This window comes from Pseudarthrobacter sp. C1, assembly GCF_034720455.1.
Classification (GTDB): Bacteria; Actinomycetota; Actinomycetes; order Actinomycetales; family Micrococcaceae; genus Arthrobacter.
The window spans coordinates 115,336-141,660 of sequence record NZ_JAYESK010000010.1; the positions used below are offsets into that span (position 1 = coordinate 115,336).

Consider the following 26,325-nt stretch of genomic DNA (forward strand, 5'->3'; position numbering starts at 1 on the left):
TTTATCAGCCGGGTTTCCCGCGCCCCTTCGAGGCTAGAGCATACGGTCGCTGCGGGCGGTCCGGTTCCGGCCGAGCGACTTTGCCCGGTAAAGGGCGGCGTCCGCTGAGGCGATGAGGCGTTCCACATCCGTTGTGGCACCGTCATACGTGGAAATACCGTAACTGACAGTCGGCATGTCCATCCCGTCCACGGTTGCAGCCGCCGCCAGGCGCCGGCTGATCGACTTAGCGATGATTTCCGCCCGTTCCGCGCTGGCACCCGGGATAAGGATCACAAATTCCTCCCCGCCGTAGCGTCCCACCAGGTCGGTGGACCGCACCGTGGCGGCGCAGGCGTCCGCGAACGTCTGCAGGGCCACGTCCCCGGCGGCGTGGCCGTAGGTGTCGTTGACCGCCTTGAAGTGGTCCAGGTCCGCCAGGACCAGGGCGCCGGTGCCTTTGGCGATGGACAGGTCGGCCAACTGTTCGGCCGCCAGGTTCAGGAAGGCCTTGCGGTTGAGGAGGCCGGTGAGGTCATCGCGGGAGGCCACCATGCGCAGCGCCCTGGTCTGCTGTTCATTGCTGAGGGCCGCCATGCTGAAGGAAACCACCACCAGGAGGACCATGGTCACCAGTGTGGTCACCGCGGAACCAAAAACAGTGACGAAGATGGGGCCGTCCTGCCCCTCCAGCAAGAACGCCGCCCAGCGCAGCACATAGAACGCGGAGAGTCCGCCTGCCGCCGCCGCCATGGGGATCCGCACGCGCGAGTATCCCGGTTCCAGCCGCCAGAGCTCGCGCGACGCCAGGCCTATGGTGAGGCTCATGGCTGCCAGGAACACGGGACCGCCGGACCAGGTGTTGGTGGCCGGGTTGTCCAGGACCGAGGCACCCAGGGTCACCAGGGGGATGGCGGCGAACGCCCACGTTGGCGGCGGCACGGTCCGCAGCGACCGGGCGCCCGCCCAGACAGCCACTCCGCCGAGCACCAGGAGCACGTTGCCCAAGGGGTTGCCCCAGACCTGGTGTGCTGTTCCATCCAGGAGGAAACAGCCGGATCCTGACAGGAAAAACAGCAGCGCCAGGCACCACCAGCCGCTGTAGGGCGAGCGCGTGGTCCGGTAGGCGGAGAAGTAGAAGAGGAGCACCAGCACCAGCGCCATCAGGCCAAAGGCGATCCGGAGGGTTGTGGTATCCAGAGCCATGTTTCCGAAGTCCCCCCACTGCCGATACCGCGCCGACCCCAAGTATCGCACCGGTCCGGGAGGTTGTCAGGATGGGATTACGGCTGGCGCAGGGCCTAGTGTTTTCAGGACAGCCAGCAGGACTATTCCGGAAGGCAATCCCCATGCTCCTTCTCTTTGGTTTCAAGACCGTGCTCAAGGCCTTGCCCGGGAAACCGGCCACCTGCCAGTACTGCCGGGCGTTCGCCCACCACCGCCTTGAGGAGCGGGCCACCAAGTTCACGCTCTTCTTCCTTCCGGTGTTCACCACGTCGCGTTCCTACCAGATCACGTGCACCAATTGCGGGCACGTCTCGAGCATTTCCGCGCGGCAGAAGCGGGCGTTGGAACTGCAGCGCTAGCCAACCCAACCGCCCATGGAACAAAAGCGGAAAACCATGGACGTTCGTGCCGCCCGTGGCTAGAGTGGGACCCGACTGTGAGCCTCGGCTCCAGGAGTTGGCGGGAAATACCGGGACGTGTCCGTCCTGATGTGGCAAAAGGAGGTGTCTGTGATGACTGTTCAAGCCCTGCGTCCTGCGCGCCCCGCACTTTTCATCCGGACCCTTCCCCTTTTCCGCACCGGCCCCGCCTGACCTCCCGCGGGGCGCCGAACACCAAAGGCCGCAGGCCGGTGCGCGGGGGCCCTCCCGTGAGGTATCACAGTGAACACATCGTCAGGCAGCGGCCTGGAAAGCACCAACCACCCAAGCGACGGTCCGCTCCCCTATGGCTATACCCCCGCCGTCGCCCAGCACTTCGAGGACCATCCGGTGCCGGCGGCCACCGGGCGCGGGCGGGTGGTCCGCGTGGACAGGAACCTGCTGCTGGTGGCTGCGGGCGCGGACCTGCTGCACCTGCCCTATCCGCTGAGCGGAAAACCGGCAGTAACCGGAGACTGGGTGTGGATAGGCCCCAACCGGGCCGGCGAGCGCCAGATCCTCAGCGTCCTGCCGCGCCGTTCGGAACTGAGCCGCAAGCGCGCGTTCGAAGCCTCCTCCGAGGCACAGGTCCTGGCCGCCAACATGGACACCGTCGGCGTGGTGGTCCCGGTCGACCGGCCCCTGACTCACAACCGGTTGGAACGCACCCTTGTGGCCGCGTGGGACTCGGGGGCTACTCCCCTGGTGATCATCACCAAGGCGGACCTCGCGGACGTGGCGGACGACGTCGTCGGGAAAGTCATCCTGCAGGCTGCAGGCGTGGATGTGGTCACCACCTCCGCGGAAACCGGCGACGGCATCGATCAGCTGCTGGCGCACATCCCGGCGGGCGGAACCATCGTGCTCCTGGGGCCATCGGGTGCCGGAAAGTCCACGCTCATCAATGCGCTGGTGGGCCGCGACATCCAGGACACCGGCGAGGTGCGCTCCGGCGACTTCAGGGGGAGGCACACCACCACCTCCCGGGAACTGGTCCCGCTCGCGAACGGGACGGTGCTGATGGACACGCCCGGCGTGCGGGGCTTCGGCCTGTTCGACGCCGAGGACGGCATCGGCGAGATGTTCGGCGATGTGGAGGCGCTGGCGGCCGGGTGCAGGTTTTCGGACTGTTCCCACCAGGGCGAACCCGGCTGCGCTGTTCAGGAGGCTCTTGCCACAGGCGTGCTGGAGGAGCGCCGCTGGCACAACTACCTGAAGCTGCAGCGGGAGCTTGCCGCCCTGGCCCACCGGAGCGACGCCGCGGCGCAGCGTGCCTACCAGCGGGAGTGGCACCAAAAAGTGGTGGCGGCAGGGAAGTCCCAGCGCTGGGCCGAACGCGAGACGGCAGAGAGGAAGGAACGGCCGGGCCGGAAGCGGCGGTGACGGCCGGTGGCTCCGCGGCCCGGGTTTTTCCGGGGCCACGGAGCCACCTGATAGCTGTGGTTCCCTTTCTTACTTGGTGGCCGCCATGGTGGTCAGCCACCCTCCGGTGCCGATTTCCGTGACGGCAGCAATCCGCACCTGATACTCCGTTTTTCCGAGAAGTCCCGTGATCTTTGCATCCGTCGCCGTATTGACCCCGTCACCAAAGGTCCGCCAGTTCACTCCGTCGGTAGAGGTCTCAATGACGTAGTCGGTGACCGGGAACCCGCCATCGGAGGCAGGCGCGGTCCAGGACACCAGCAAGGATTTGCCTTGCACCTTTATCACGGCACCGCGGGGTGCGGAGGGTGCCGGGATGGTAGTGGCTGCCACCGGCTGGGAGAACTCGCCGGGCCCTGCTGCCGAGACTGACTGCACCCTGATCTGGTATTCAGTGCCGGGGTTCAGTCCCGGGACCCGGGCTCCCGGCGTGGACGTTACGGAGTCATACACCGGGAGCCACTCCGTGTCACCGGTGGCGCGGTACTGCAGCCGGTAGTCACTGATCGGGGCCGTGCCGGTTACCAGCGGGGCCGCCCAGGCGACATCAATGGCGGAACCGCTGACCGGAGTCAGCTTCACTTCGCTGGGGCTGCCGGGAAGTCCTGAAGGCTCAGGCTCCGGATCAGACCCGCCGCCAAGGGTAAGCCCTGCGAAGGGTGCCTTGACCACCGAGGTGGCCAGGTCGATGGTTGACGGCGATGTGCCCAAGACGTTCCACAGCTCAACCTTCATGGAGCCATCCACCAAAGCTCCAAGCTCGCCCTCGACGGAGGAGAAGCCACGCTCTGCGGTATACCGTTCGTATCCCGTCACCGGGTCGGTGGGGAAATAGTTGTAGGTTTCAATCCTGTCGTAGGTGCCGTCTCCGGTCAGGTCATATGAAACCCTGATGCGGGTTCCGTTCCCGACGCCGGCAGTGTCCACGCCGATATCGAACGCGGTCCTGCTGCCTGCAAAAGTGCCATTCAGGTTATCGGCCGTCAGGGTAAGACCTGTTGCCGGATCACCGACTGCGTCGGGTCCGCTGCGGGGGGCGAGCGTTGCCACGGGCGCGGTGCCGGGCTGGGACAGGAACGATCCGTCGGCACCGAGGTAGAACGTGGTGGTGGTTGGTGCGGGCGGGTCCGTGGGATCCCCGGGCACTTCCGTGCCGCTCGGCGCGCCGCCGGCGCTCCAGGTTTGCGCACCGGATGTTGTCGTCTTGCCGGCGGCGACGTCAAGCACCGTGCCGTCGGAGAACGTGACCGTCAGGGGTTCCTGCGTAATGTTGCTCGCCACGTAGGTCCTGGCCCCGTCCTTGGTGAACACGGCCGCCATCGGATCATCGGCACGGACGCTGCTGTCCAGGGTTCCCAAGGATGCAAGATTGGCGATCCAATGATAGGTGTGGGCCCGGCTCTCGCCTTCCTCCTCCGGGTATTCACGGTCGTTGTCCAGCGCGGCAAGTGCTGCCGGCGCATCCCCGAGGGCCAGGTAGGACCACAGAATGTCCTGCCATACGGTGGGATTGCCGTTGTTCACGTCCACCATTTCGGCGTAGTTGGACACAACGTCATCCGGACGCAGGCCCAGGTAAAGGTGCCCGCCGGTGATCGGCAGGGTATTGATTCCCTGGATCATCTCGGCTTCGGCACTGAACCACGTGGAGTACGTGCCGCCGTCGCCCCAGATCATGCCGGCCGTGCTGTGGCCAAAGGAGTCGGGCATGGCGCCGGATTCGTCGAACCAGTACTGCTGGATAGCGGCGGTCTGGGTTGCGTAGAGGTAGATGCCCGCGTCGCGGGTGGCAGTATCTCCGGTTGCCGTTCCCCATTGGATGAGGCCGTTGGCGAAGTTTTGTCCCTCGGAGCTCGATTCCTGGTTGTTACCGGCGCCGAACGCGCCGTGACCCGACGCCCAGTCGTGGCCGGCGTAGATATCGAAGTCGCGCAGATACGGGTAGCGGGTGTCGGCGCGGTCGAAGTTGTTGGCATCGGCAATCAGTTCATCCACCATGCCCCCGTAGGCAGCGTCTGCCGCCCACTCCGGTTCAAACCGCGCCAGGGTGGCCGCTGCCACCACGAAGTAGCCGTAGTGGAAATGGTGGTCGTTGAGTTCCTTGTCGGAACCGTACGACGCCGGGAACCCGACGAGGGTGCCCCAGTTCGAGTTATAGGCGAAGACCTGTTCGGTCTCGCCGGGCGAGGCGGTGAACCAGTTGGTGAGCGTTTCCTTCATCTGGGCAAGGGCGGTGTCGCGCACAGCCGTACGGTCGAGCTGGTCGGCGATCTCCACAATGCGGGCGGCGCGGCCGAGGGCCTTGCCGGTCCAGTAGGTGTCGTCCTTGTCGATGCTCATGGGGTCGGCGGCGACCTGGTCGAGCAGGGCGTCCAGGCGGGCATTCGCTTCACCGGCCCCTGTCGCTACGGCCGGGACCTCAGGCAGCACGCCGGTGAAAGGGGTGTTTGTGGTGAAGGAGGTGGCACCGACCAGCGTGGTCATAGCGCCGCGCGGGGACACGTAGGTGCGGTCCAGCTCGGCACCGGCGGAGGGTCCGTCGCCGGTCACGCCGCCGAGGTAAGCGCTCTGGTGCGGGTAGAGCGAGAGCACGGTGCCGGAGTTGGTTCCCTCCCGCACCTCTGTCTCGGCCGAGTAGGTGGTCTCAACCACGCTGCCGGCCTCGTTGTAGACGAAATCGGCCCGTGTTCCAGTGACTTTGGCATAGGCGTACGGCGTGTAGTCGTCAGCGACGGCCGTGCGCGCCGCGTCGGTGTCGGATTGGCCCGTCGGCAGTGCGGCCACGGAGAGATACCCCTTGCCGTTGAGCGTGCTGCTCAGTTTCGTTCCGGAGACGGTCCAGGCAGCGCCGGTGGGTGCGAACGCGACGTAGTCCCCGCCGCCGGAGCTGAACCCGATGCGCTCACCGTCGTTGAGCCAGACGCGCAGGTCGGCTCCGGCGGTGATGACGGCGTCCCCGCCGGCGATGTCGTACCAGCTGAAGGGCAGGCCGTGCCCGATGGTGGCGGTCATTGACCGGGTGCCGTCACTCCAGGAGGGGGTGACGGTCCAGTCGGTCCAGTCGGCGACCTCGACTACGGGGGCGGTCAGCCCGGCGACGCCGACCATCACGTCCTGCGCGTAGGCGTAGTGGAATTCACCGATGCCGCCGGCTGTCCCGCTCATGGTCGGAGTCGTGGTGTTCGAGAGCCCGAGGCCGGCGGCCTGGGGAAGGTAGGAAAGCGGGTGCGCGTGCAGCGGCTCGCTGCCCACGCAGTTGTACTTCTTGAACAGGAGCGAGGACCACCAGTCATTGGTGGGAACCGCTCCGGCCGGGGCGGCATCAGTTACGTAGGCCCGGGCATCGGTCGCAAGTGGCGCGCAGCCCTCGGGTGCAGGCCCGATGGCATCCGTGGTGTAGCTTCCGGTGCCGACAGGAAGGGTTTCCGCGTTCGCCGTCCCTGCCGGAATGAGGCCGCCCAGGACAACCGCGGCCACGCCCAGTGCGGCAAGCCGTGGCGCTGCGGCCCTATCCCTGCTCCGGCTCTTCCGGGGTTCCCGGACCTTATGGTGGATCGTCATGATACTCATCCTGTCTGTTCGTGTCGCCTCGTTGCTCCACGGGCAAGCGGCCCCAACATCTAAACCACTGAGGATGGGTGGGAGCGCTCTCACACAGAGTAGGCAGTAGTGACAGAAACCACAAGGGCCACTTTGGTGCGGGGAAAGCCGGCGCGGCGACGTCCGGGTCAGCGGGCGGTGCTGCCCCGGACCACCAGTTCGGCCGGGTAGATGACCGGTTCCAGCTGCTCGTCCGGGTTTTCGATCGCGCGGATCAGGAGCTGTCCGGCTGTCACGGCCATATCCACCATCGGCTGCGTCACCGTGGTCAGGCCCATGCCATTGGCCGCCAGGAGGGAATGGTTGTCGAACCCCACAACAGCGACGTCCTCCGGAACCCTCCGGCCCCCGCCCCGCACAGTTTCAATGACACCCAGGGCCATCAGGTCCGAGGCGGCGAAAACGCCGTCGAGCTCCGGCGCCTCGGAGAACAGGTTCCTGGCCGCTTCGGCGCCGCCCGCCGTCGTGAAGTCCCCATGGATGACGGGGCCGGGCTGCAGCCCGGCCTCCCGGACACCCTGCATCCATCCGTCCAGGCGGTCGACTGCCGCTGTCATGTCGGCGGGTCCTGCCACGGTTCCAAGCCGGGTGCACCCGGTGGCGGCCAGGTGGCGGGCGGCAAGCCGGCCGCCCTCGAAGTTGTCCAGGTCCACATAAGGGACGCCGAAGCCCGCGGCCCAGGGCCTGCCGATGAAGACAGTGGGCAGGCCGGTTGTGCCAAGGGTCTCCGCCCAGTCGTCCGCCTTGTGGAACGAGACCACGATCGCGCCGTCCACGTGCCCGCCCCGCAGGTACCGCATGGTCCGGGCGGAGTCATCCCCAGCCCGGGACATCAGCAGCACCAGCTGCATGTCGGTGCCCCGGAGTGCCTCGTTGACGCCGGTGATGACGGCGGCGAAGAAGGGGTCCATCATCACCCGTGCGTCCGGCTCCGGGATGACCAGCGCAATGGATCCGGTGCGCCTGGTCACCAGGCTCCGGGCCGCACGGTTCGGCGTGTAGCCGAGCGCCACGATCGCAGCGTCGACGGCGGCCTGGGCCTCCGGACTGACCTTCAGCCCGCCGTTGATCGCCCTGGACGCGGTGGAGCGGGACACTCCGGCGGCCGTGGCGAGGTCCTCGAGCGTCGGGCTGGGCCGCCCGGCGTGCAGGAGGCCGGGCCGGCGGGACTTTTCGTTCATTACACAGACAATACGACACCTGGCTCCGTCGACGGCACGGGGCTGCTGCCGGCGGGAATGGCATTGGATGCGGCCACCGCCGAGTACCACCAGGCACTGGCTTTCGGGATGCGCTCCTGGGTTGCATAATCAACCCGGACCAGGCCAAAGCGCTGGTGGTAGCCGAAGGACCACTCAAAGTTGTCCAGCAGGGACCACGCCAGGTATCCGCGGACGTCCACGCCGTCAGCTATGGCATCATGCACCGCCTGGAGGTGTGCCGCGAAGAACCCCAGCCGGTCCTGGTCGTCCACGAAGCCCGCCTCGTCCGGGACATCGTCGTACGCTGCACCGTTTTCGGTGATGTAGATGGGGATCCCGGCAGGACCCGTGTACTCAGCCTGCAGCCGGTTGAGCAGGCGCCGCAGCCCCTCCGGCTGGACCTCCCAGCCCATTCCCGTCACCGGCAGGCCGCGGGATACCGATCGGGCGCCTTCGGCTGCCACGAACGGGGAGGACACCGGGCGGGCTGCCTGCCCCGGAGCCGCCGTCGTCTCCTGCCCCGCCAGTTCCCCGGGGTCCGCCGGATCCTTCGTGAGGGATTCCCCGTGGTAGTAGTTGACGCCCAGCAGGTCCAGCGGCGTGGATATGATCTCCAGGTCCCCGTCCTGCACCAGGTCAGCCATTCCAAGGTGCGCCACGTCTGCCAGCAGGTCAGCCGGGTACTCGCCCCTGAACAGCGGATCCAGGAAGATCCTGTTGAACTGGCCGTCGATCCGCCTGGCTGCGTCCCGGTCACCCTCGCTGCCGGGATCGCGTGGGTCTGCGACCGTGAGGTTCAGGGTGATGCCCACGGTGGTGTCCGGATCCTCGCGGCGCAGCCCGCGGGCCGCCAGGCCGTGCCCGAGCAGCAGGTGGTGGGCGGCGGCAAGTCCTGCCCGCGGGTCCTGCCGTCCCGGCGCATGGACGCCGGCCGCATAGCCCAGGAACGCCGAGCACCACGGTTCGTTGAGGGTGGTCCAGATCCGGACCCGGTCCCCCAGGACGCCGTGCATGAGCGCCGCGTACTCGGCGAAACGGTAGGCCGTGTCCCGGTTGGCCCAGCCGCCCTTGTCTTCAAGTGCCTGCGGCAGGTCCCAGTGGTAGAGGGTCAGCCACGGCGTGATTCCGGCCGCAAGCAGTTCATCCACCAGGCGGGAGTAGAAGGCGATGCCTTCGGGATTGGGCGTGACGCCGTCGGGCATGCAGCGGGCCCAGGACGTGGAGAAGCGGTAGGCCTTCATGTGCAATTGGCCCATGAGCGCCACGTCCTGCTTGTAGCGCCGGTAGTGGTCGCAGGCCACGTCGCCGTTGTGGCCGTCCGCCACGGCGCCGGGAACCCGGGCGAACACGTCCCAGATGGAGGCCTGCCGGCCCCCGGTGTGTGCTGCGCCTTCGATCTGGTACGCAGCGGTTGCCGCGCCCCAGAGAAAGCCCTCCGGAAACGGAAGTTGGGTGGAACTCATCCTTTGACTGCTCCTTGCATAATTCCGGATACGAGTTGGCGGCCTGCCGCGATAAACAGGAGCAGGAGCGGGACGGTGGCCAGGACGGCTCCGGCCAGGACCACGGAGTAGTCCACGAAGTGGGCGGCCTGCAACAGCTGCAGCGCCACCGGAAGGGTGGGGTTCGACGGGTCAAGGACAATGAACGGCCAGAAGAAGTTCGTCCAGGTGGCCACGAAAGTGAACAGGGCGAGCATGGCGGCCGCCGGCCGCGCGGCCGGGAATCCGATGTACCAGAAGGCCTGGATCATGGAAGCCCCGTCCATCCGCACGGCCTCGATGAGTTCATCCGGGAGGGCGTCACGCAGGTATTGGGTCATCCAAAACACGCCGAAGGCGGTAACAACGCCCGGAATGATCACAGCCCAAAGCGAGCCGGTCCACCCCAGCCTGGACATCACGATAAACAGCGGGACGACGCCGAGCTGGGTGGGAACCGCCATGGTGGCGATGACGAACACCAGCAGCCCCTTGCTGCCGCGGAAGCGGAGCTTGGCGAAGGCGAATCCGGCAAGGGTGGAGAATACGACGACGGAAGCCGCGGTCACGCACGAGACGATGAGGCTGTTGCCCATCGCCTTCCAGAACGGGATGCTGTCAAAGACTTTGGCGGCGTTGGCCAGGAAGTTCCCGCCGGGCAGCAGCGGGATGCCGCGGCTCAGGACGGTGTTGTCATGGCTGCCCACCAGGAAGGACCAATACAACGGAAAGAGTGACGCCAGGAGGACGGCACCCAGGAAGCCGTAGGTGAGGAAGCCTGGCCTGCGGGCACCGCCGTGGCCGGCCCCGGGACCCCTGGCACCTGGCCGGCGCCGCGCTGCTGCCCGGGCGGCCCCCTTCCCGGCAGTCTGTTCAATCATGGGGATGGAGCTCACTTGCGGCCTCCCTGGCTTGCGATGCGCTTAGTGATGAGGAAGTTGAGCAGGGCGATCAGCACGATGATCAGGAAGAGCAGCCAGGCAACGGCAGAGGCCCTGCCGAAGTTGCGCTGGCCCCAGCCGAGTTCCCAGATGTACATGGTCAGCGTCTGCCACTGCCGGTCCGCTCCGCCCAGGCCGGACTGGTCAAAGACCCGCGGCTCGTCGAAGATCTGCAGGCCGCCGATGGTGGAGGTGATCACCACGAAGATCACCGTGGGCCGCAGCATGGGGACGGTCACGGAGAAGAACTGCCGCAGCCTGCCGGCCCCGTCGATGGTTGCCGCTTCAAACACATCCCGCGGGATGGCCTGCATGGCTGCGAGGAAGATCAGCGCGTTGTAGCCGGTCCAGCGGAAGTTCACCATGGTGGCGATTGCCAGATGGCTTGCCAGCGGGTCGGAATGCCACCGGACCGGGTCCAGCCCTGCCCCCGCCAACATCCCGTTGATCAGCCCGAACTGGTCCGCGAAGAGGTTGTTGAAGATCAGGCCCACCGCCACCGGTGCAACGACGAAGGGCACCAGGACCCCCATCCGCCAGAACGTCCTTGCCCTCAGGTTCGCGTCCAGCACCGCTGCTATCACCAGGGCGATGACAACCTGGGGGACTGAAGACAGGATGAAGATGCTGAAGGTGTTGCCCACGGCGTTCCAGAAGTAGGGCTGGGCCACAACGAAGGCATAGTTTTCCAGGCCCGTGAACTTCCCCTGTCCGCCGATCAGGTTCCAGTTGTGCAGGGAAACCCACGCTGTGTAGACGAGCGGGAAGAGCCCGGTGACGGCGAACAGGATAAAGAACGGCGAGATGTAGAGGTAGGGGGATAACTTGACGTCCCACCTGGAGACCTGTTGCGAGAAGGCCAGGCGCCGGACGCCCTTCGTATCTTCCGGGGGAACCTGCGACCCTCCGCTCCGTGGCCGGACCCGGTCGGTGACAGCCATGCTTAGAGGGACTTCACTGCGGTGACGAACTTCTCCCAGGAGGAGGCGGCGTCGTCCGACTTGTCAACGTCCACGCGGGTAAGGGCCTGCTGCATGGCATCGTTGATGGCGAAGTACTTGGTTCCCTTGAACGGGGTCACGTCAACAGCCTTGGCGCGTTCGGCGAAGATCTGGCCGGTGGGCGCGCCGTTGAAGAACGCGTTCGTCTGGCCCAGCAGATCGCTGCTTTCCAGCGCCTCCTTCTGGCTGGGGAAGGTGCCCTTGGCGGTGAAGGCCTTGATCTGCTGCTCAGGGGCGGTCAGCCAGCCTGCCAGCTTCTTGGCCTCGGCCTGGTGTTCGCCCTGGGTGGGAACCGTCAGGTAGGAACCACCCCAGTTTCCCCCGCCGCCGGGGAAGACGTTGGCAACATCCCAGCCGGTGACCCCGGCCGCGTTGCCCTCGATGACCCCCAGCATCCAGCCCGGGCAGAGGGTTGTTGCGAAGGCGCCCGTCTGGAAGCCGGAGGCCCAGTCGTCGCTCCACTGGCTAAGGTGGGCGGACAGCCCGTCCCTGGTGGAGGCCTCCAGGACCTGGTTGTAGGTGTCCTTGACCTTCGGGTTCTCCGTGGCGATGACGGTGCCGTCCTCCTCCTCATAGACCTTCTCGAGCTGGTTGCTCATGCCCTGGTAGATCGCCCCCGCCGAGTCGAACCATGCGGAATCAGGGCTTGCGGCCTTGAAGGCCTTGCCGGCCTCGAAGTAGCTGTCCCAGGTGGTCCCCAGCATCTTGGCAACTTCCCCGCGTTCGGTGGGCATGCCGGCTTTCTTGAGCAGCTCGGCGTTGTAGCAGACTGCTTCAGGGCCGGAGTCGGTCCCGTAGCCAAGCAGCTTGCCGTCGGCGGTCGTGGCGGCCTCGGCCTTCCAGTCCAGCCAGCGGCCTTCCACAGCGGGGTCCTTCAGGTCTGCAAAGCGGTCCGGGTACTGCAGCAGTTCCGGAAGCCAGTCCACCTCAACGGCCTCGATATCGGACAGGCCGGAGCCGGCGGCCAGGCGCGTGGTGAGGTTGTCCCGTGCCTCGTTGGTGGTTGCCGCCTTCTTGTGCTCAATGGTCACGTTCGGGTTCAGCGCTTCGTACTCTTCAAAGAGTTTTTCGTACCCGAATTCGTTGAAGGTACCCACCGTGAGCGTGACGGGATCGGAGCCGGTGGCGCCGTCGACGCCGCTTGATTTAGGGGCGGACGAGCCGCAGGCCGTCAGCGACAGGGCCAGGCAGGCGGCCGCAGCCGACATCACAGAGAACTTGGTTGGGTTTTTCACAGGAAAGACTCCTTCGTCAGAAAAAATGCCCTGTCGACCCACATGACGGTCGGAGGCGGAGAGGTGGTGCGGTGGAACTGCCCCGCGGCAGTGGCCCGAGCGTGGGAGCGCTCTCACCATATGGTGTCCCACCTCACAACCCCTTGTCAAGAGGCGGTAGGAGCGCTTCCACGCGACCCTTGCCGGTACTCCCCCGCGGTGTTACGCTTCCCCGACGAGAGCGCTCCCACGGCTGCAGCTTTTCCTGTCGCCCACGCTCGACGATTCCCGCCAACGAACAGGACAAGCAATGCCGCTAGCCCACGTCCCCCATCCTCCGCGCGCCGGCAGACCCCAGAACCCGCAGCAGGGGCGCACCCAGGCCCGGCGCCGGCACGTCGCCGGCACTGTCGCCGGCGCCGTCGCCCTCCTCGCCGGCCTGGTCGCCAGCGGGGGAAGCATGGCCGCTGCTGCGCCGGCCGCTCCCGCCGTTTCAAAGGCATCGGCTTCAAAGGCATTAGCGCAACAGGCTCCCGCACCGGCTGCTCCCCCTGCCCTTCCCCAGGCTGCAGAGCCTGACTTCGGACCCAACGTCCGGATCTTCGACCCCGGCATGCCGGTGGCCGAAATCCAGGCCACGGTTGATTCCATCGCCGCTGAACAGGTGGACGATGAGATGGGGTCCAAACGTTATTCACTGCTGTTCAAGCCGGGAACCTACGGCAGTGCCGAAGAGCCGCTCATCGTCCAGGTGGGCTACTCCACCGAGGTGGCGGGGCTGGGCGCTTCCCCCACGGATGTCACCATCAACGGGCACGTGGACGTCTACAACCGGTGCCTCACCGCGGACAACTGCATCGCCCTGAACAACTTCTGGCGGTCCCTGTCCAACCTCACCATCAATGTCACCGGCCTCGAAGGCTGCCGCAGCTCCGCCAATTTCTGGGCGGCCTCGCAGGCGTCCCCCATGCGGCGGATCAACATCACCGGCGGCAACCTCTCCCTCATGGACTACTGCACCGCCGGACCGCAATATGCCAGCGGCGGCTTCATCGCCGATTCCAAGACGGGCGATGTCATCAACGGCTCACAGCAGCAGTACTTCGTGCGTGACAGCAGCATCGGCAACTGGTCCAACGGCGTCTGGAACCAGGTCTTCTCCGGAGTGGACGGGGCACCGGCGCAGTCCTTCCCGAACCCGCCGTACACCACTTTGGCGAGCACGCCTATCAGCCGCGAAAAGCCTTATCTCACGCTGGATGCCGCCGGCCAGTACAGCGTGTTCGTTCCCGCCGTCCGCACGGACTCCGCCGGGACCACGTGGGAAAACGGCCCGACGGCGGGGCGCAGCATCCCGCTGTCAGATTTCTATGTGGCCCGCCCCTCGGATTCGGTCAAGACCATCAATTCCCAGCTGGCACGCGGCAAGAACCTCCTGCTCACCCCGGGGGTCTACGGCATTGATGAGAGCATCGAGGTCAAGAGGGCCAACACCGTCGTCCTGGGGCTGGGGATCGCCACCCTCACCGCCATCAACGGCGCCGTCCCGCTGACCGTCGCGGATGTGCCCGGCGTGGACATTGCCGCCGTCACGATTGATGCCGGCGAGGTGAATTCACCGGCACTCATGCGGATCGGGAAGGCCGCGCAGGGCGGCGGCGGCGCCGCCAACCCGGCTGTCCGCACGGACCCCGGCAACCCCACCGTGCTCCATGACGTGTTCTTCCGCATCGGCGGACCTCACGTGGGCAAAGCCTCGGTCAGCCTGGAGGTCAACAGCGACAACGTTCTCCTGGACCACATCTGGGCCTGGCGCGCCGACCACGGCAACGGGGTGGGCTGGACCACCAACACCGGCAGGAACGGCGTGATCATCAACGGTGACAACGTCACCGCCACCGGCCTGTTTGTCGAGCACTACCAGGAGTACAACGTCATCTGGAACGGCGAAAACGGCAGGACCGTCTTCTTCCAGAACGAGCTGCCCTATGACGCGCCGAACCAGGCCGCCTGGCAGCACGACGGGGTCCTCGGCTGGGCGGGCTACAAAGTCGCCGATTCGGTCAAGACCCATGAACTCTGGGGCGGCGGCAGTTACGTCTACAACAACGTGGACCCCACCATCCACGCCACCCGCGGCTTCGAGGTACCGGTGACACCCGGCGTGACACTGCACAGCCTGCTGACCGTCAACCTGGGTGCCGGCACCCTGGACCACGTCATCAACGACACCGGCGCACCCGTGTCGACGGACGCCGTCGGGGTACCCAGCTACGTCCCCAGTTTCCCCTAGGCGGGATGCGCGCGGACGGGCGTTTCCCACCCCCGTCCGCGCAGGCTGCCAGGGGCGGCCGCATGACCGTAAGGGGACTTGTCCCCGGTCTGCGTGGGCCGGGCGGGAATCTGTTCCGGAAGAAACATTTGACGTGGATGGCCGGACCCTTTACGCGCGCGTATTCAGATGTAAGCGCTTACATGTGTCCCGCGAACTGGCTTTGGGGTGCATGGAAACATACTTGCGCCTGGTTCCCGCCTCTCCCTACGGTGGGTGCGGCCGGGAGCCCACAAAGTCTCCTGGCCTTTGAACCGGCGGTCCTACGCCGGTTCGCCTCCGAACAACGGCGTCCCTGATGACGCCTGCGGAATCGGGGCCGCCGGAGTATCGGGAAATGAGGGCAGATGCCCGTCTTCCACGAACAGTTACAACTCCGCGAGAAGAGCAATAATGCACAAGCACCCCCAACCCCCCCGGATGCCGCGGTGGCGGTCCGCCGCCGCGGCACTGGCAACAGCCGTGGCTGCCTCGACCTTCCTTGCCGTGCCGTCGGCGCAGGCCAACGAGCCTGCCGATCCGCCGGCCGCAGAGCAGATGCCGGCGCCGACCCCCGGTTTCCCGCTCCCCACGGAACACACCCAGGAAGCCTTCGACCCGGCGTCGGACTTCACCTCCAAGTGGACCCGCGCCGATGCCAGCCAGATCATGGCGCAGAGCGACACCACGGTGGCTCCCGGACAGAACTCCATGAGCCCCGACGTCACCATGCCGGAAATCCCCGAGGATTTCCCCACCATGAATGAGGACGTCTGGGTCTGGGACACCTGGTCCCTGACGGACGAGAATGCCAACCAGATCAGCTACAAGGGCTACGACGTCATCTTCTCGCTCGTTGCTGACCGCCACGCCGGCTACAACTTCGACCAGCGCCACTGGAACGCCCGCATCGGCTTCTTCTTCCGCAAGACCAATGCGGACCCGGCCAAGGACAAGTGGAACTACGGCGGGCACCTCTTCGTCGACGGATCTTCCATCGGCAACACCGAGTGGTCCGGCTCCACCCGCCTGATGCAGGGCAACCATGTGAACGTGTTCTACACGGCCACCACTTTCCACGACGTGGCTGAGCGGAACGCCGGCGGCGGCGGCATCGCCCCGGACGCGGCAATTGCCAAGGCCCTCGGCAACATCCATGCCAACGAGGAACGCGTCTGGTTCGACGGCTTCGAGCACACCAAGCTGCTCGAGCCGGACGGCAAGATGTACCAAACCAAGGAGCAGAACCCGGGCTTTGCATTCCGCGACCCGTTCACCTTCGCCGACCCGGCGCACCCCGGCAAGACCTTCATGGTCTTCGAAGGCAATACGGCCGGCAACCGCGGCGAGTACCAGTGCACCGAGGAAGACCTCGGCTACCGTGAGGGCGATGCCAACGCAGAATCCCTCGAGGAAGTGAACAGCAGCGGCGCCTTCTACCAGACCGGCAATGTGGGCCTCGCCGTGGCTGACAACAAGGACCTGACCAAGTGGTCCTTCCTGCCTCCGATCCTCTCCGCGAACTGCGTCAACGACCAGACTGAACGTCCCCAGATCTTCATCCAGAACGAGGACGGCAAGAACAAGTACTACCTGTACACGATCAGTCACCAGTTCACGTACGCGGCCGGCATGCGCGGCCCCGACGGCGTCTACGGCTTCGTGGGCGACGGCGTGCGCTCCGACTACCAGCCCGTCAACAACTCCGGCCTGGCACTCGGTTCGCCCACCGACCTGAACCTGCCGGCCAACAACCCGAGCGGCACCATCTCGGGCCAGCAGAACGGCCGGCAGTTCCAGGCCTACTCGCACTACGTGCAGCCCAATGGACTCGTGCAGTCGTTCATCGACAACGTCAACGGCGTCCGCGGCGGCTCCCTGTCCCCGACCGTGAAGATCAACTTCAAGAACGGCGTCACGGAGGTTGACCGCAGCTTCGGCGAGAACGGCCTTGGCCCGTTCGGCTACCTGCCCACCAACGTCCGTGTCGGCGGCGAGGGACACTACAAGTAACCAGCACCTCGAGGCCACCTCGACGACACATCCTGCTTGCAGGCGGCGCACCGGCAGTTCCCTGCCTGTGCGGTAGCCGGCACCAGTGCGGAGCGGGGCGCCATCCCAGGCGTCCCGCTCCGTTGCCGTGGCGCACCGGCGCCCGGACAAGCAGCCCCAACTGAAATGGTCACCATGTCGGAAAAACCTGATCTCCGTACTCCCGCCAGCCGGCGCACCGCCTGGGCAATAGCGGCAGCCCTCGCAATCCTGGCCGCCCTTGTCTCCACCGTTGTCCGGATCGAGGGGTCGAGCGCCAAAGTGCGGGCAGAAGAGGCCCTTCGGAGTGTTGCGACAGCCCAGTCCGCATCCAAGGATGCGGCGGGCGTTTATGCCTCCTATTGGCTGACTGGCGGTGACCACAGCCTCTCTGCCGCCCATCCGGTCCAGGCGGAAGGGGTAGCGGACCTCAGGAGCATCAGTTGCGACGACGGCTGGGTAGCAGCAGCCCGGGTTGACGGCGAAATCTACGTGCGGTCAAACCTCGAGGAAGGCGCTGTTGCGGCAGGAGCCGGGGAAATCCGCCGGCCCGGCTGCGTCACTGATGAGGCCCTCCGGCGAATGCTTTCCGACGTTGGCCTGCAGGAACAGCCAGCGGAGCCCGGGTCAATCGCCGACCGGCCGCAGGACTCATCGAAGTACCGCCCGAACTACCACATCACTCCCGAACGCAACTGGATGAATGATCCGCAGCGGCCCTTTTTCCTCAATGGGCTCTGGCATTACTACTACCTGTATAACTCCGACTATCCGGAGGGAAACGGAACCGAGTGGTACCACCTCACCAGTGAAGACCTGCTGACCTGGAAGGACGAAGGGGTGGCCATTGAGAAGTACAAAAACGGGCTGGGGGACATTGAAACCGGCAGCGCGGTGGTGGACTACGAAAACACTGCCGGATTTGGGCACGGCGCCGTCATATCAGTACTGACGCAGCAGGACCAGGGCGTCCAGCGCCAGTCCCTGTTCTACTCAACCGACGGCGGATACACCTTCAACGCGTACGGGGGCAATCCCGTGATGGACAACCCCGGAGCGGAGCACTGGCGGGACCCGAAAATTGTCTGGGACGGGGAACGCAGCCAGTGGCTCATGGTCCTTGCCGAGGGTCACAAGATCGGCATGTATACCTCCTCCAACCTCAAGGATTGGCGCTACGTTTCAGGTTTCGAGCGGACCGGCCTGGGGACACTGGAGTGTCCGGACCTGTTCCAGCTGGATCTGGACGGGGATCCTGCCAAGAGAACCTGGGTGCTCGCGGCAAGCGCCAATGGAACAGAAGAGGGAAGAACCACCGGCGTCGCCTATTGGACCGGAAGCTGGGACGGAACCCGCTTCACGCCCCATGACGAGGACCATCAGTGGCTGGACGCCGGATCCGACTTCTACGCAGCCGTGACCTGGGACGACCCCCGGCTCACCGAAGGCCAGAAAATGCAGTCCCGGCAGGCAATCGGGTGGATGAACAACTGGGACTATGCCCGGAAGCTCCCAACCGCGGACTGGCACGGCGGCATGGACACCCTCATCCGGGACATCCGCCTCAAAACCGTCCAGGACCGCCCGACCCTTGTCTCTGCTCCTGCGAAAACCTTGAGCCGGCTCGGGGGCCAGACGTTGGATCTCCAAGGGTCCACACCCGACGGCATCAAGAAGCTTCCGTCCTCCCAGGGAGGGGCGTACCGGCTGGACGTGACGCTTGAGCGGCCCGGACCCCATGACGGATCCGAGGCACGGATTTCCATGGAAAGCGGCGGCTCTGCGTTTGCAGCCATCGGTTACAACTTCCGGGACGGCACCGTGTTCCTGGACCGGCAGCAGCCCGCCGACAGAGACCTGGGCCCGCTCTTCACCCAGCGGCGGACTGCAACAGCCCCGGCGAAAGACGGCCTTGTGAAGCTGACTGTCTTCGTTGACTACTCTTCCGTCGAAGTGTTCGTCAACGACGGCGAGCAAACACTGACGTCGCTCGTCTTCCCGCGCTCGGAACAGCACGCCATCAAAACGGTCACGGACAAGGGGCCGCTCCCCCTTAAATCCCTGGAGTACACGCCCCTGTCCCCGGCCCGCCAATTGCCGCTGCACAAGCTCCCCTGACGCTACCCACGCCCGCCGCAACAAGTTAGGGTTCCAGCATGGACATCATCCTGGTACCCGGTTTCTGGTTGGATGCCTCTTCGTGGCAGGAGGTGGTCCCGGCACTGGAGGCCGCAGGACACCGGCCGCATCCACTCACGCTGCCCGGCCTTGAATCCGTTGACGCGGACCGGTCAGGCATCAGCCTCCAGGACCACATCGACTTTGTGGTTGCCGCCATTGACGCTCTCGAGGGCAAGGTGGTCCTGGTGGGCCACTCCGGGGGCGGCGCCGTCATCCACGGCGCGCTGGACGCGCGCCCGGACCGGGTGGAACGAGCCATTTACGTGGACAGCGGTCCTCTGGGTGAAGGCGATGTGATCAACAACGAACTGCCGGCCGACGGCGACGACATTCCGCTGCCGCCGTGGGAAGGCTTCGACGATGCCGACCTCATTGACCTCGACGACGGACTGCGGGAAGCATTCCGGGCACGTGCCATCCCGCAACCCAAGGGAGTGGCCTACGGCAGGCAGCACCTGCACGATACCCGCCGCTATGACGTCCCGGCCACTGTGATTGCGTGCGAATTCCCCTCCTCGCTGCTCCGCGAATGGATCGACGCCGGCCACCCCTTTGTCGCCGAACTGGCGCGGGTCCGCGACGTGGAGTTCGTGGACCTTCCCACGGGGCACTGGCCCCAGTTCACCAAGCCGGCGGAACTGGCACGGGTGATCCTCGCAGCAGTTGACCGGAAGGGCGACGACGCGAGCCAGTAACGGCTGCACCTTGCTTAGCCCATCATTCAGGAGTTTCTTCCCAACCCCTTGCGCGGCAGCAGCGCCGTCTCCATAATAAATGAATGCCATTCATTTATTCATCCGCTTTTCCGCCTGCCGTCCCGGCATTGACGCTCGACGCAACACCCGCCCGCATGCCCGCCGAATGGGAAACCCACCAGGGCACCTGGATGGCCTTCCCGCCGCCCAACCACACCTTCGGCCCATCCGGGAGCCCCACCCTTGACCGCGCCCGTGGGGCCTGGGCGCGCGTTGCGCGCACCATCAGCCGCTATGAACCGGTGACCGTGCTGGCTGACCCCCGTGACACGACGGCCGCCAGGGAGTGGCTCGGGGAGGGCATCACCGTCCTTGGGGTTCCGCTCGATGACGCCTGGCTGCGTGACAGCGGGCCAACCTTCACCCGCCGTCCGGACGGTACCGTGGCCGCCGTCGACTGGGTGTTCAACGGCTGGGGCGCCCAGCAGTGGGCGCAATGGGGCAACGACCGGAACGTGGGCCGCGTTCTCGCTGCGCACGCCGGGGTACCGGTCAATCCGAGTTCCCTGGTCAACGAGGGCGGCGGCTTCCACGTGGACGGCGAGGGAACGGTCCTTCTCACCGAAACGGTGCAGCTGGATCCCCAGCGAAACCCGGGCGCCACCAAGGAATCGGTGGAAGGCGCGATCCACGAGGCCTTGGGAACCACCAAGGCCATCTGGCTGCCCCGCGGACTCACCCGTGATTACGGTGAATTCGGCACCCGCGGGCACGTGGACATCGTAGCTGCCTTCGCCGGCCCGGGCACTGTCCTGCTGCACCGCCAGGACAATCCTGCCCACCCCGACCATGAGGTCTACCAGGAACTCCATTCCGCCCTGGCCGGGCAGACCGACGCCCAGGGCCGGCCGCTGCGCATCATCGATGTGCCCGCCCCTGCCGCCCTTGAAGACGACGAGGGGTTCGTGGACTGGTCCTACATCAACCATTACGTGGCCAACAACGCAGTAATCCTCTGCAGCTTCGATGACCCGAACGACGCCGTTGCCGCAGGAATACTCGGACGCGCCTATCCGGGCCGCACCATAGAACTGGTGGACGCGCGGGACATCTTCGCCTTTGGCGGCGGCATCCATTGCATCACCCAGCAGCAGCCGGTGCCGGCCGGGCGACAGGAGGCGGCAGCGTGAGCCCGTTCACCGTGGTGGAAGCAGGTATCAGGCAACTCCGCGAAGCACTGGAAGCGGGTCGGGTCTCAAGCGAGGAGCTGGTCCGCGAGTACCTGCAGCGGATCGAGGCCTACGACAGGTCCGGCATCCGCCTGAACTCGGTGGTGGTACTGAACCCCGAGGCCATTGCGGAGGCGAGGGCCTCCGACGAACGGCGGGCGCGGAACTCCACCCTGGGCCCACTGGACGGCATCCCCTACACCGCCAAGGACAGTTACCAGGTGGCGGGACTGACGGTAGCGGCCGGTTCACCGGCCTTCAAGGACCTTGTGGCCCGGCGCGATGCCTTCACCATCGAGCGGCTCCGGTCCGGCGGGGCGGTCCTGATCGGCCTCACCAACATGCCGCCCATGGCCAACGGCGGCATGCAGCGCGGCGTGTACGGCCGGGCGGAAAGCCCCTACAACGCGGAATACCTGACCGCGGCGTTTGCCTCCGGATCCTCGAACGGCTCCGGAACCGCCACGGCTGCCAGCTTCGCAGCCTTCGGCCTCGCGGAGGAGACCTGGTCTTCCGGCCGGGCGCCGGCGTCGAACAATGCACTCTGCGCCTATACCCCCTCGCGCGGCGTGATCTCGGTCCGCGGCAACTGGCCGCTGGTTCCCACCATGGACGTGGTGGTTCCGCATACCCGCACCATGGATGACCTCCTGGAGGTACTGGACGTGGTGGTGGCCGACGACGCCGAAACCCGCGGCGACTTCTGGCGGATGCAGCCATGGGTTGACGTGCCAAAGGCGTCCGAGGTGCGCCCCGCCTCCTACCTGGAGCTGGCCGTCACGGACCCCGCAGCTGCGGCGAACGTGCTGGCCGGCAAACGCCTGGGGGTCCCGCGGATGTACATCAACGCCGATGCCGAGGCCGGCACGGCTCCCGCCCCGGGGATTGGCGGGCCCACCGGGCAGCGCATCCGGACCAGGGCTTCCATCATGGATCTGTGGGATGCTGCCCGCCGCGCGCTGGAGGCGGCCGGGGCGGAAGTGGTGGAGGTGGATTTCCCGGTGGTCTCCAACTATGAGGGAGACCGGCCAGGCGCACCCACCATTGGCACGAGGGGCCTGGTGTCACCCGAATACCTCCGCAGGGAGATCGTTGACCTCTCGGCCTGGGCCTGGCACGACTTCCTGGACGCCAACGGAGACCCGAACCTCTCCCGACTGTCCGACGTCGACGGCGCCAGCATCTTCCCTGCCCCGGACGGTTCGCTGCCGGACCGGTACCACGGGTTTGAGGACGACATCAGCGACTACCCGGCGTGGATACGGGACAACGGGGTGCCTGTCCTGTCCGGGATTCCCCATCTGGCCGAAGGGCTGCGCGGCCTGGAGAAAACTCGCCGGATTGACCTGGAAGAATGGATGGACGGCCGGGTCCTTGATGCGGTGGTGTTCCCGGCCGCCGCGGATGTGGGTCCTGCCGACGCCGACCGCAACGAACACTCGGCAGAGCAGGCCTGGCGCAACGGCGTCTGGGTGTCCAACGGCAACCTGGTCCCCCGGCATCTGGGCATCCCCACGGTAACGGTCCCGATGGGACTGGCTGCGGACATCGCCATGCCGGTGGGACTGACCTTTGCAGGCAGGGCCTACAGTGACACCTGCCTGCTGGAGCTTGCAGCCGCTTTCGAAGCCACCGGCCGCCGTCGGGTCCCGCCGCCGCGCACCAGCTCCGCCGCCCGGCAGGAAGGGAACGGACGCGCCTTGACAGCCTGATTGTTAGCGCTGACAGTTGAGGGAGCCATTTCCACCACCGACCGGAAAGCCGACTCAATGAAGAACTGGGCAGGGAACCTCGAGTACGCCTCATCGGAGGTCCGGCAGCCGTCGTCAGTGGAAGAACTGGCAGACATCGTGGCCGGGGCACGCCGGGTCAAAGCCCTGGGGTCCCGCCATTCGTTCAACCGGGTGGGCGACACCGACGGCGTCCACGTGCTCCTGGACGGCCTGCCCCGGGAGATCGAACTGGACCCGGAGCGCCGGACCGTCCGCGTCAGCGGCGGGGTCAGCTACGGAACGCTGTGCCGCTGGCTGGAACAGTCCGGGGTGGCCATCCACAACCTGGCGTCCCTTCCGCATATCTCCGTGGCGGGTGCGGTCCAGACGGGAACGCACGGATCCGGGGTGGACAACCAGTCCCTGGCCGGTGCCGTCGAAGCGATCCACCTCGTGCGGCCCTCCGGTGAACAGGCGTCCCTCTCCCGCGCGGACGGCGACGAATTCCTGGGCAGCGTGGTGGGTCTCGGCGCCCTGGGCATCATCACCGGCCTGGAACTCAGCGTCCGGCCGAGCTTCCGCATGCGCCAGCGCGTCCTGGAGAACCTGCCATGGGACCGCGCGCTGGCCAACTTTCCGGAAATCGTGTCCAGCGCCTACAGCGTCAGCCTCTTCACGGACTACGCCGGCGGTTCCATCAGCCAGGTGTGGCTCAAGGCACTGGATTCGGAGCCGCCGCTGGGTGAGCTGTTCGGTGCCACAGCCGCCCGCACCCCCAGGCACCCGCTGCCGGACATGTCCGCCGAGAATTGCACGCTCCAGATGGACGAGCCGGGCCAGTGGCTGGACCGCCTGCCCCATTTCCGCCATGAGTTCACACCCAGCAAGGGTGAGGAACTGCAAAGCGAATTCATCCTGCCCCTGGAGCACGCCCCGGCCGCCATCGAGGCTGTGCGGGGGCTCGCGCACAAGCTCGCGCCGCTGCTGTTTGTCTCCGAGATCCGCACCGGTGCTGCCGATGAATTTTGGCTCAGCCCCTTCTACCGGCAGCAGAGCGTGGCCCTCCACTTCACGTGGAAGCCGCTGCAGCCTGAGGTGGAGGCGGTCCTGCCGGAACTTGAGGAGGTACTTCGGCCCTTCGGAACCCGACCGCACTGGGGCAAACTGTTCTCCCCGGCCGGCCAGGACTGGGTGTCGCTCTACCCGCGTTTCGCCGACTTCCGCTCGCTGGCATCGGCTCACGATCCTGACGGGAAGTTCCGGAACGCGCTGCTGGACAGCATCCTCGGCGTTCCGGCGGCGAGCGGGCGCTAATCATCAGGAATTGAGCAGGGGTCCTGCCGGGATGCCCTGTTCCGGCACGCGTTTGCCGCGGGCCGATAGGCTGGGCTGATGAAACGCCGCCTTGCCGCCCTGTCCGCCGCTCCCCTGTTCCTGCTCCTCGCCGGCTGTGGTGCCGTTGAGGAGGCTGCCGGCAATGCCGCCAGCGACGCCGCCTCCAAGGTGGCCGCCGCAGGCGCTGCCGAAGTGAAACGGCAGGTCTGCGCGGTGGTGCAGGACGGCCTGGTCAGCGTGGAGGACAAGCAGGCGCTGGCCGGCCTGGTCTCCGCCGCACGTACAGCCGGAGTACCCGCAGAGATCACGACGCCGTTAGGCCAGATCGCCGCGGCCGGAGACGAAGTGCCGGGCGAATCCGTCCAGGCACTCAAGGACGCCTGCGCGGCTTAGCTACGCTGCCTGGCCGCACACGTGGCAGCCCGCCCGGCGTCGGACAAGCGCCTCAGGGGCGGGGCTGGTCCACGCCGCGGAGGCCGCTGCCGCGGCCGCCTTGGGGGCGCCTCACCGTGCGGTGTTCAGTGGCGGCAAACGGGACTACGCCATGCTCCCGGTCCGCAGGCAAGGCACTCACAAACTTTGCCAGTTCCTCGCTGAGGACCTTCCAGCCAATACTTGGATCATCCGGATATGCGTTGATTTCCGCCCGACGCGCAGCTTCCAGGGCCGCGGCGCCGGATTCCGTTAATTCAACTTTGAACTGCCTGCGGTCGGTGGACTGGCGGGTCCTGGTGATATGCCCGGCGCCCTCCAGCCGGATTAATACGCGTCCCAAGGTCTGGCTCTGGACGCGGATGGCCTCCGCGAGCTGCTCCTGATTAAGGGGCCCGGCGGCCAAATTTTCCAAAGCTATGACGGCAGCCCGTGTCAGGCCCAAGTGCGCCAAGGCATCGTCCTGCCGCCTTTGCACCAGCCGGGCTGCCAACGTAATCAGGCGATAGCTGGTCCGGGCATCTGGATCAAGGTTGCTGGTCATCGGGCCGTGGCCTTCCTGTGGGTGGCGAAGTGCAGGGTGGGATCACCTCTTCTTGCGTCGCTACATTCTCTACAATAAGCATGCTTAGCATCCGATTCGCAAGTAGGCTTACTATCACTGTGGCCAAAGACGCTGCCCGGCAGCCATATATTCGGCGGCCCTTGCGCTTCAAAAGGGAAGTGTGCTTAGTATCTAATTAGTAACCATGCTTACTACTAGCCAGCACTGCTGGTTCTTGATCGCCAGCTGACCCTTCATGAAAGAGAGCCCGATGACAGAGAACCAATGGCCCCAGACATCCAGCCCTGCTACCACCGATACTTTCGGTGCACCGGACACAGGCGCTGAAGAACGCTACGGCACCTCCCCCGCCGCAGGTTCCGCCGGAGGCTCCAAGAGCCAGGCGGCAAAGGAAGAAGCTTCGCAGGTTGCCGGCCAGGCCGCCTCCGCAGCCCAGGGCGTTGCCCAGACCGCCAAGGAGGAAGCCGCGCATGTGGCCTCCGAGGCGAAGACCAGCGCGCAGGATCTTTTGCACCAGGCGAAGTCGGGCCTGACAAGCCAGGCGGGAACGCAGCAGCAGAAGGCCGCGGAAGGCATCCGCTCCATTTCCAGCCAGCTGCAAAGCATGGCCGAGGCACCGGACCAGCAGGGCGTGGCCAGCGACCTGATCCGTCAGGCTGCCAGCACCACCGAAACGGTAGCCTCCTGGCTCGAGACCAAGCAGCCGGGCGACCTGCTCGGCGAAGTCCAGAGGTTCGCCCGCAACCGCCCCGGCACGTTCCTCCTGGTCGCAGCCGGCGCAGGCGTCCTGGCCGGACGGCTCACCCGTGGTCTCACGGCCGGAGCACCCGAGGCACAGGGTGCAGTCCAGGGCGTTTCCCCGCAGCGGTCGGTTCAGCCCCAGCCGGTTGCGCCCCTTCACCCGGAGACCGTTTATGCCGCCGGCACTGACGACCTCTTTGACGAGCCGGCAGTGGGCACGAGGGCTCCGGTGTCCACCTCAACCCTCCCCGGGGGGACTGCAGTAGACAGCCCCCTGCGGTACGAGGATGACCCCTACCGCGATGAGGACGGCAGCTACAGCGCTGCCGACGGCACTTACCGTTCGACGGAAGGACGCCAGCTGTGAGTAGTTCTATTCCGGAGATGCCGCCGAGTGAGGCGCACCTGAAGGCTGAAAACGCCTCGCTGGGTGAGCTGCTCGGGGACGTGACCCGCGACCTGTCCACGCTGATGCGCCAGGAAGTGGAACTCGCCAAGGCCGAACTCAAACAATCCGCCACCAAGGCCGGCAAGGGCTCGGGCATGCTCGCCGGCGCAGGCGTGGCCGGGCACTTCGTGCTCGTCTTCCTGTCCCTGGCCCTGATGT

20 protein-coding genes are annotated in these 26,325 nt (G+C 66.2%); 12 read left to right on the forward strand and 8 right to left on the reverse strand.

The window, feature by feature from the left end; all coding sequences use genetic code 11:
- Positions 1–33: 33 nt before the first annotated feature.
- The gene (locus U7114_RS16270) at positions 34–1,185 is read right to left on the reverse strand and encodes a diguanylate cyclase (protein ID WP_323057955.1); all 1,152 of its coding nucleotides are present in this window, start codon (positions 1,183–1,185) and stop codon (positions 34–36) included.
- A 143-nt stretch (positions 1,186–1,328) separates the two neighbouring features.
- On the opposite strand from U7114_RS16270, the gene U7114_RS16275 reads away from it, so the two are divergent.
- Both U7114_RS16275 and rsgA read left to right on the forward strand, forming a co-directional pair.
- Complete coding sequence (locus U7114_RS16275) at positions 1,329–1,565, forward strand: zinc-ribbon domain-containing protein (protein ID WP_323057956.1); 237 nt, start codon at positions 1,329–1,331, stop codon at positions 1,563–1,565.
- Between the two features lie 303 nt (positions 1,566–1,868).
- Entirely contained in the window at positions 1,869–3,008 is a 1,140-nt protein-coding gene (gene rsgA, locus U7114_RS16280) for a ribosome small subunit-dependent GTPase A (RefSeq protein ID WP_323057957.1), read from the forward strand.
- Between the two features lie 69 nt (positions 3,009–3,077).
- Here rsgA and U7114_RS16285 read toward each other — a convergent pair whose 3' ends face one another.
- The 6 genes from U7114_RS16285 to U7114_RS16310 all read right to left on the reverse strand — a co-directional run bounded on the left by U7114_RS16285 (position 3,078) and on the right by U7114_RS16310 (position 12,507).
- Positions 3,078–6,608 carry a glycosyl hydrolase gene (locus tag U7114_RS16285; protein WP_323057958.1) on the reverse strand — a complete coding sequence of 1,177 codons (3,531 nt, stop codon included), beginning with the start codon at positions 6,606–6,608 and terminating at the stop codon, positions 3,078–3,080.
- A 167-nt stretch (positions 6,609–6,775) separates the two neighbouring features.
- Positions 6,776–7,828, reverse strand: coding sequence for a LacI family DNA-binding transcriptional regulator (locus U7114_RS16290; protein ID WP_323057959.1), 1,053 nt, complete (start codon positions 7,826–7,828; stop codon positions 6,776–6,778).
- On the reverse strand, positions 7,828–9,312 hold the full coding sequence (locus U7114_RS16295) for a beta-glucosidase (protein WP_323057960.1): 1,485 nt from the start codon (positions 9,310–9,312) through the stop codon (positions 7,828–7,830). Before U7114_RS16295 ends, U7114_RS16290 begins: the two co-directional genes overlap by 1 nt.
- Positions 9,309–10,226, reverse strand: coding sequence for a carbohydrate ABC transporter permease (locus U7114_RS16300; RefSeq protein WP_321214941.1), 918 nt, complete (start codon positions 10,224–10,226; stop codon positions 9,309–9,311). Before U7114_RS16300 ends, U7114_RS16295 begins: the two co-directional genes overlap by 4 nt.
- Positions 10,223–11,212, reverse strand: a complete 990-nt coding sequence (locus tag U7114_RS16305) for a sugar ABC transporter permease (RefSeq protein ID WP_323057961.1) — start codon at positions 11,210–11,212, stop codon at positions 10,223–10,225. Before U7114_RS16305 ends, U7114_RS16300 begins: the two co-directional genes overlap by 4 nt.
- A 2-nt stretch (positions 11,213–11,214) precedes the next feature.
- The gene (locus U7114_RS16310; protein ID WP_323057962.1) at positions 11,215–12,507 is read right to left on the reverse strand and encodes an ABC transporter substrate-binding protein; all 1,293 of its coding nucleotides are present in this window, start codon (positions 12,505–12,507) and stop codon (positions 11,215–11,217) included.
- Between the two features lie 289 nt (positions 12,508–12,796).
- On the opposite strand from U7114_RS16310, the gene U7114_RS16315 reads away from it, so the two are divergent.
- The 8 genes from U7114_RS16315 to U7114_RS16350 all read left to right on the forward strand — a co-directional run bounded on the left by U7114_RS16315 (position 12,797) and on the right by U7114_RS16350 (position 24,373).
- Positions 12,797–14,779, forward strand: a complete 1,983-nt coding sequence (locus U7114_RS16315; RefSeq protein ID WP_323057963.1) for an adenylyl cyclase — start codon at positions 12,797–12,799, stop codon at positions 14,777–14,779.
- A gap of 432 nt (positions 14,780–15,211) precedes the next feature.
- Positions 15,212–16,810 carry a glycoside hydrolase family 68 protein gene (locus tag U7114_RS16320; RefSeq protein ID WP_323057964.1) on the forward strand — a complete coding sequence of 533 codons (1,599 nt, stop codon included), beginning with the start codon at positions 15,212–15,214 and terminating at the stop codon, positions 16,808–16,810.
- Positions 16,811–16,984: 174 nt separating this feature from the next.
- The gene (locus tag U7114_RS16325) at positions 16,985–18,946 is read left to right on the forward strand and encodes a glycoside hydrolase family 32 protein (protein WP_323057965.1); all 1,962 of its coding nucleotides are present in this window, start codon (positions 16,985–16,987) and stop codon (positions 18,944–18,946) included.
- A gap of 38 nt (positions 18,947–18,984) precedes the next feature.
- Entirely contained in the window at positions 18,985–19,704 is a 720-nt protein-coding gene (locus U7114_RS16330; RefSeq protein WP_323057966.1) for an alpha/beta hydrolase, read from the forward strand.
- Positions 19,705–19,787: 83 nt separating this feature from the next.
- Positions 19,788–20,894, forward strand: coding sequence for an agmatine deiminase family protein (locus U7114_RS16335; RefSeq protein ID WP_416235566.1), 1,107 nt, complete (start codon positions 19,788–19,790; stop codon positions 20,892–20,894).
- Positions 20,891–22,645: an amidase gene (locus U7114_RS16340; protein WP_323057967.1), complete on the forward strand. Its 1,755-nt coding sequence runs from the start codon at positions 20,891–20,893 to the stop codon at positions 22,643–22,645. The genes U7114_RS16335 and U7114_RS16340 overlap by 4 nt, the downstream gene beginning before the upstream one ends.
- A 57-nt stretch (positions 22,646–22,702) precedes the next feature.
- Entirely contained in the window at positions 22,703–23,959 is a 1,257-nt protein-coding gene (locus tag U7114_RS16345) for an FAD-binding protein (RefSeq protein ID WP_323057968.1), read from the forward strand.
- Positions 23,960–24,037: 78 nt separating this feature from the next.
- The gene (locus U7114_RS16350; RefSeq protein WP_157240027.1) at positions 24,038–24,373 is read left to right on the forward strand and encodes a hypothetical protein; all 336 of its coding nucleotides are present in this window, start codon (positions 24,038–24,040) and stop codon (positions 24,371–24,373) included.
- Positions 24,374–24,425: 52 nt separating this feature from the next.
- Here the strand turns inward: U7114_RS16350 and U7114_RS16355 are convergent, their stop codons facing one another.
- The gene (locus U7114_RS16355) at positions 24,426–24,956 is read right to left on the reverse strand and encodes a MarR family winged helix-turn-helix transcriptional regulator (protein ID WP_321214932.1); all 531 of its coding nucleotides are present in this window, start codon (positions 24,954–24,956) and stop codon (positions 24,426–24,428) included.
- A 271-nt stretch (positions 24,957–25,227) separates the two neighbouring features.
- Between U7114_RS16355 and U7114_RS16360 the strand changes: the two genes are divergently transcribed.
- Both U7114_RS16360 and U7114_RS16365 read left to right on the forward strand, forming a co-directional pair.
- A complete protein-coding gene (locus U7114_RS16360; RefSeq protein ID WP_323057969.1) occupies positions 25,228–26,085 on the forward strand; it encodes a hypothetical protein in 858 nt (285 codons plus the stop codon).
- 17 nt (positions 26,086–26,102) lie between these two features.
- Positions 26,103–26,325, forward strand: a 223-nt coding sequence (locus U7114_RS16365; RefSeq protein WP_323057973.1) for a phage holin family protein, incomplete at its 3' end; no start/stop codon positions are given.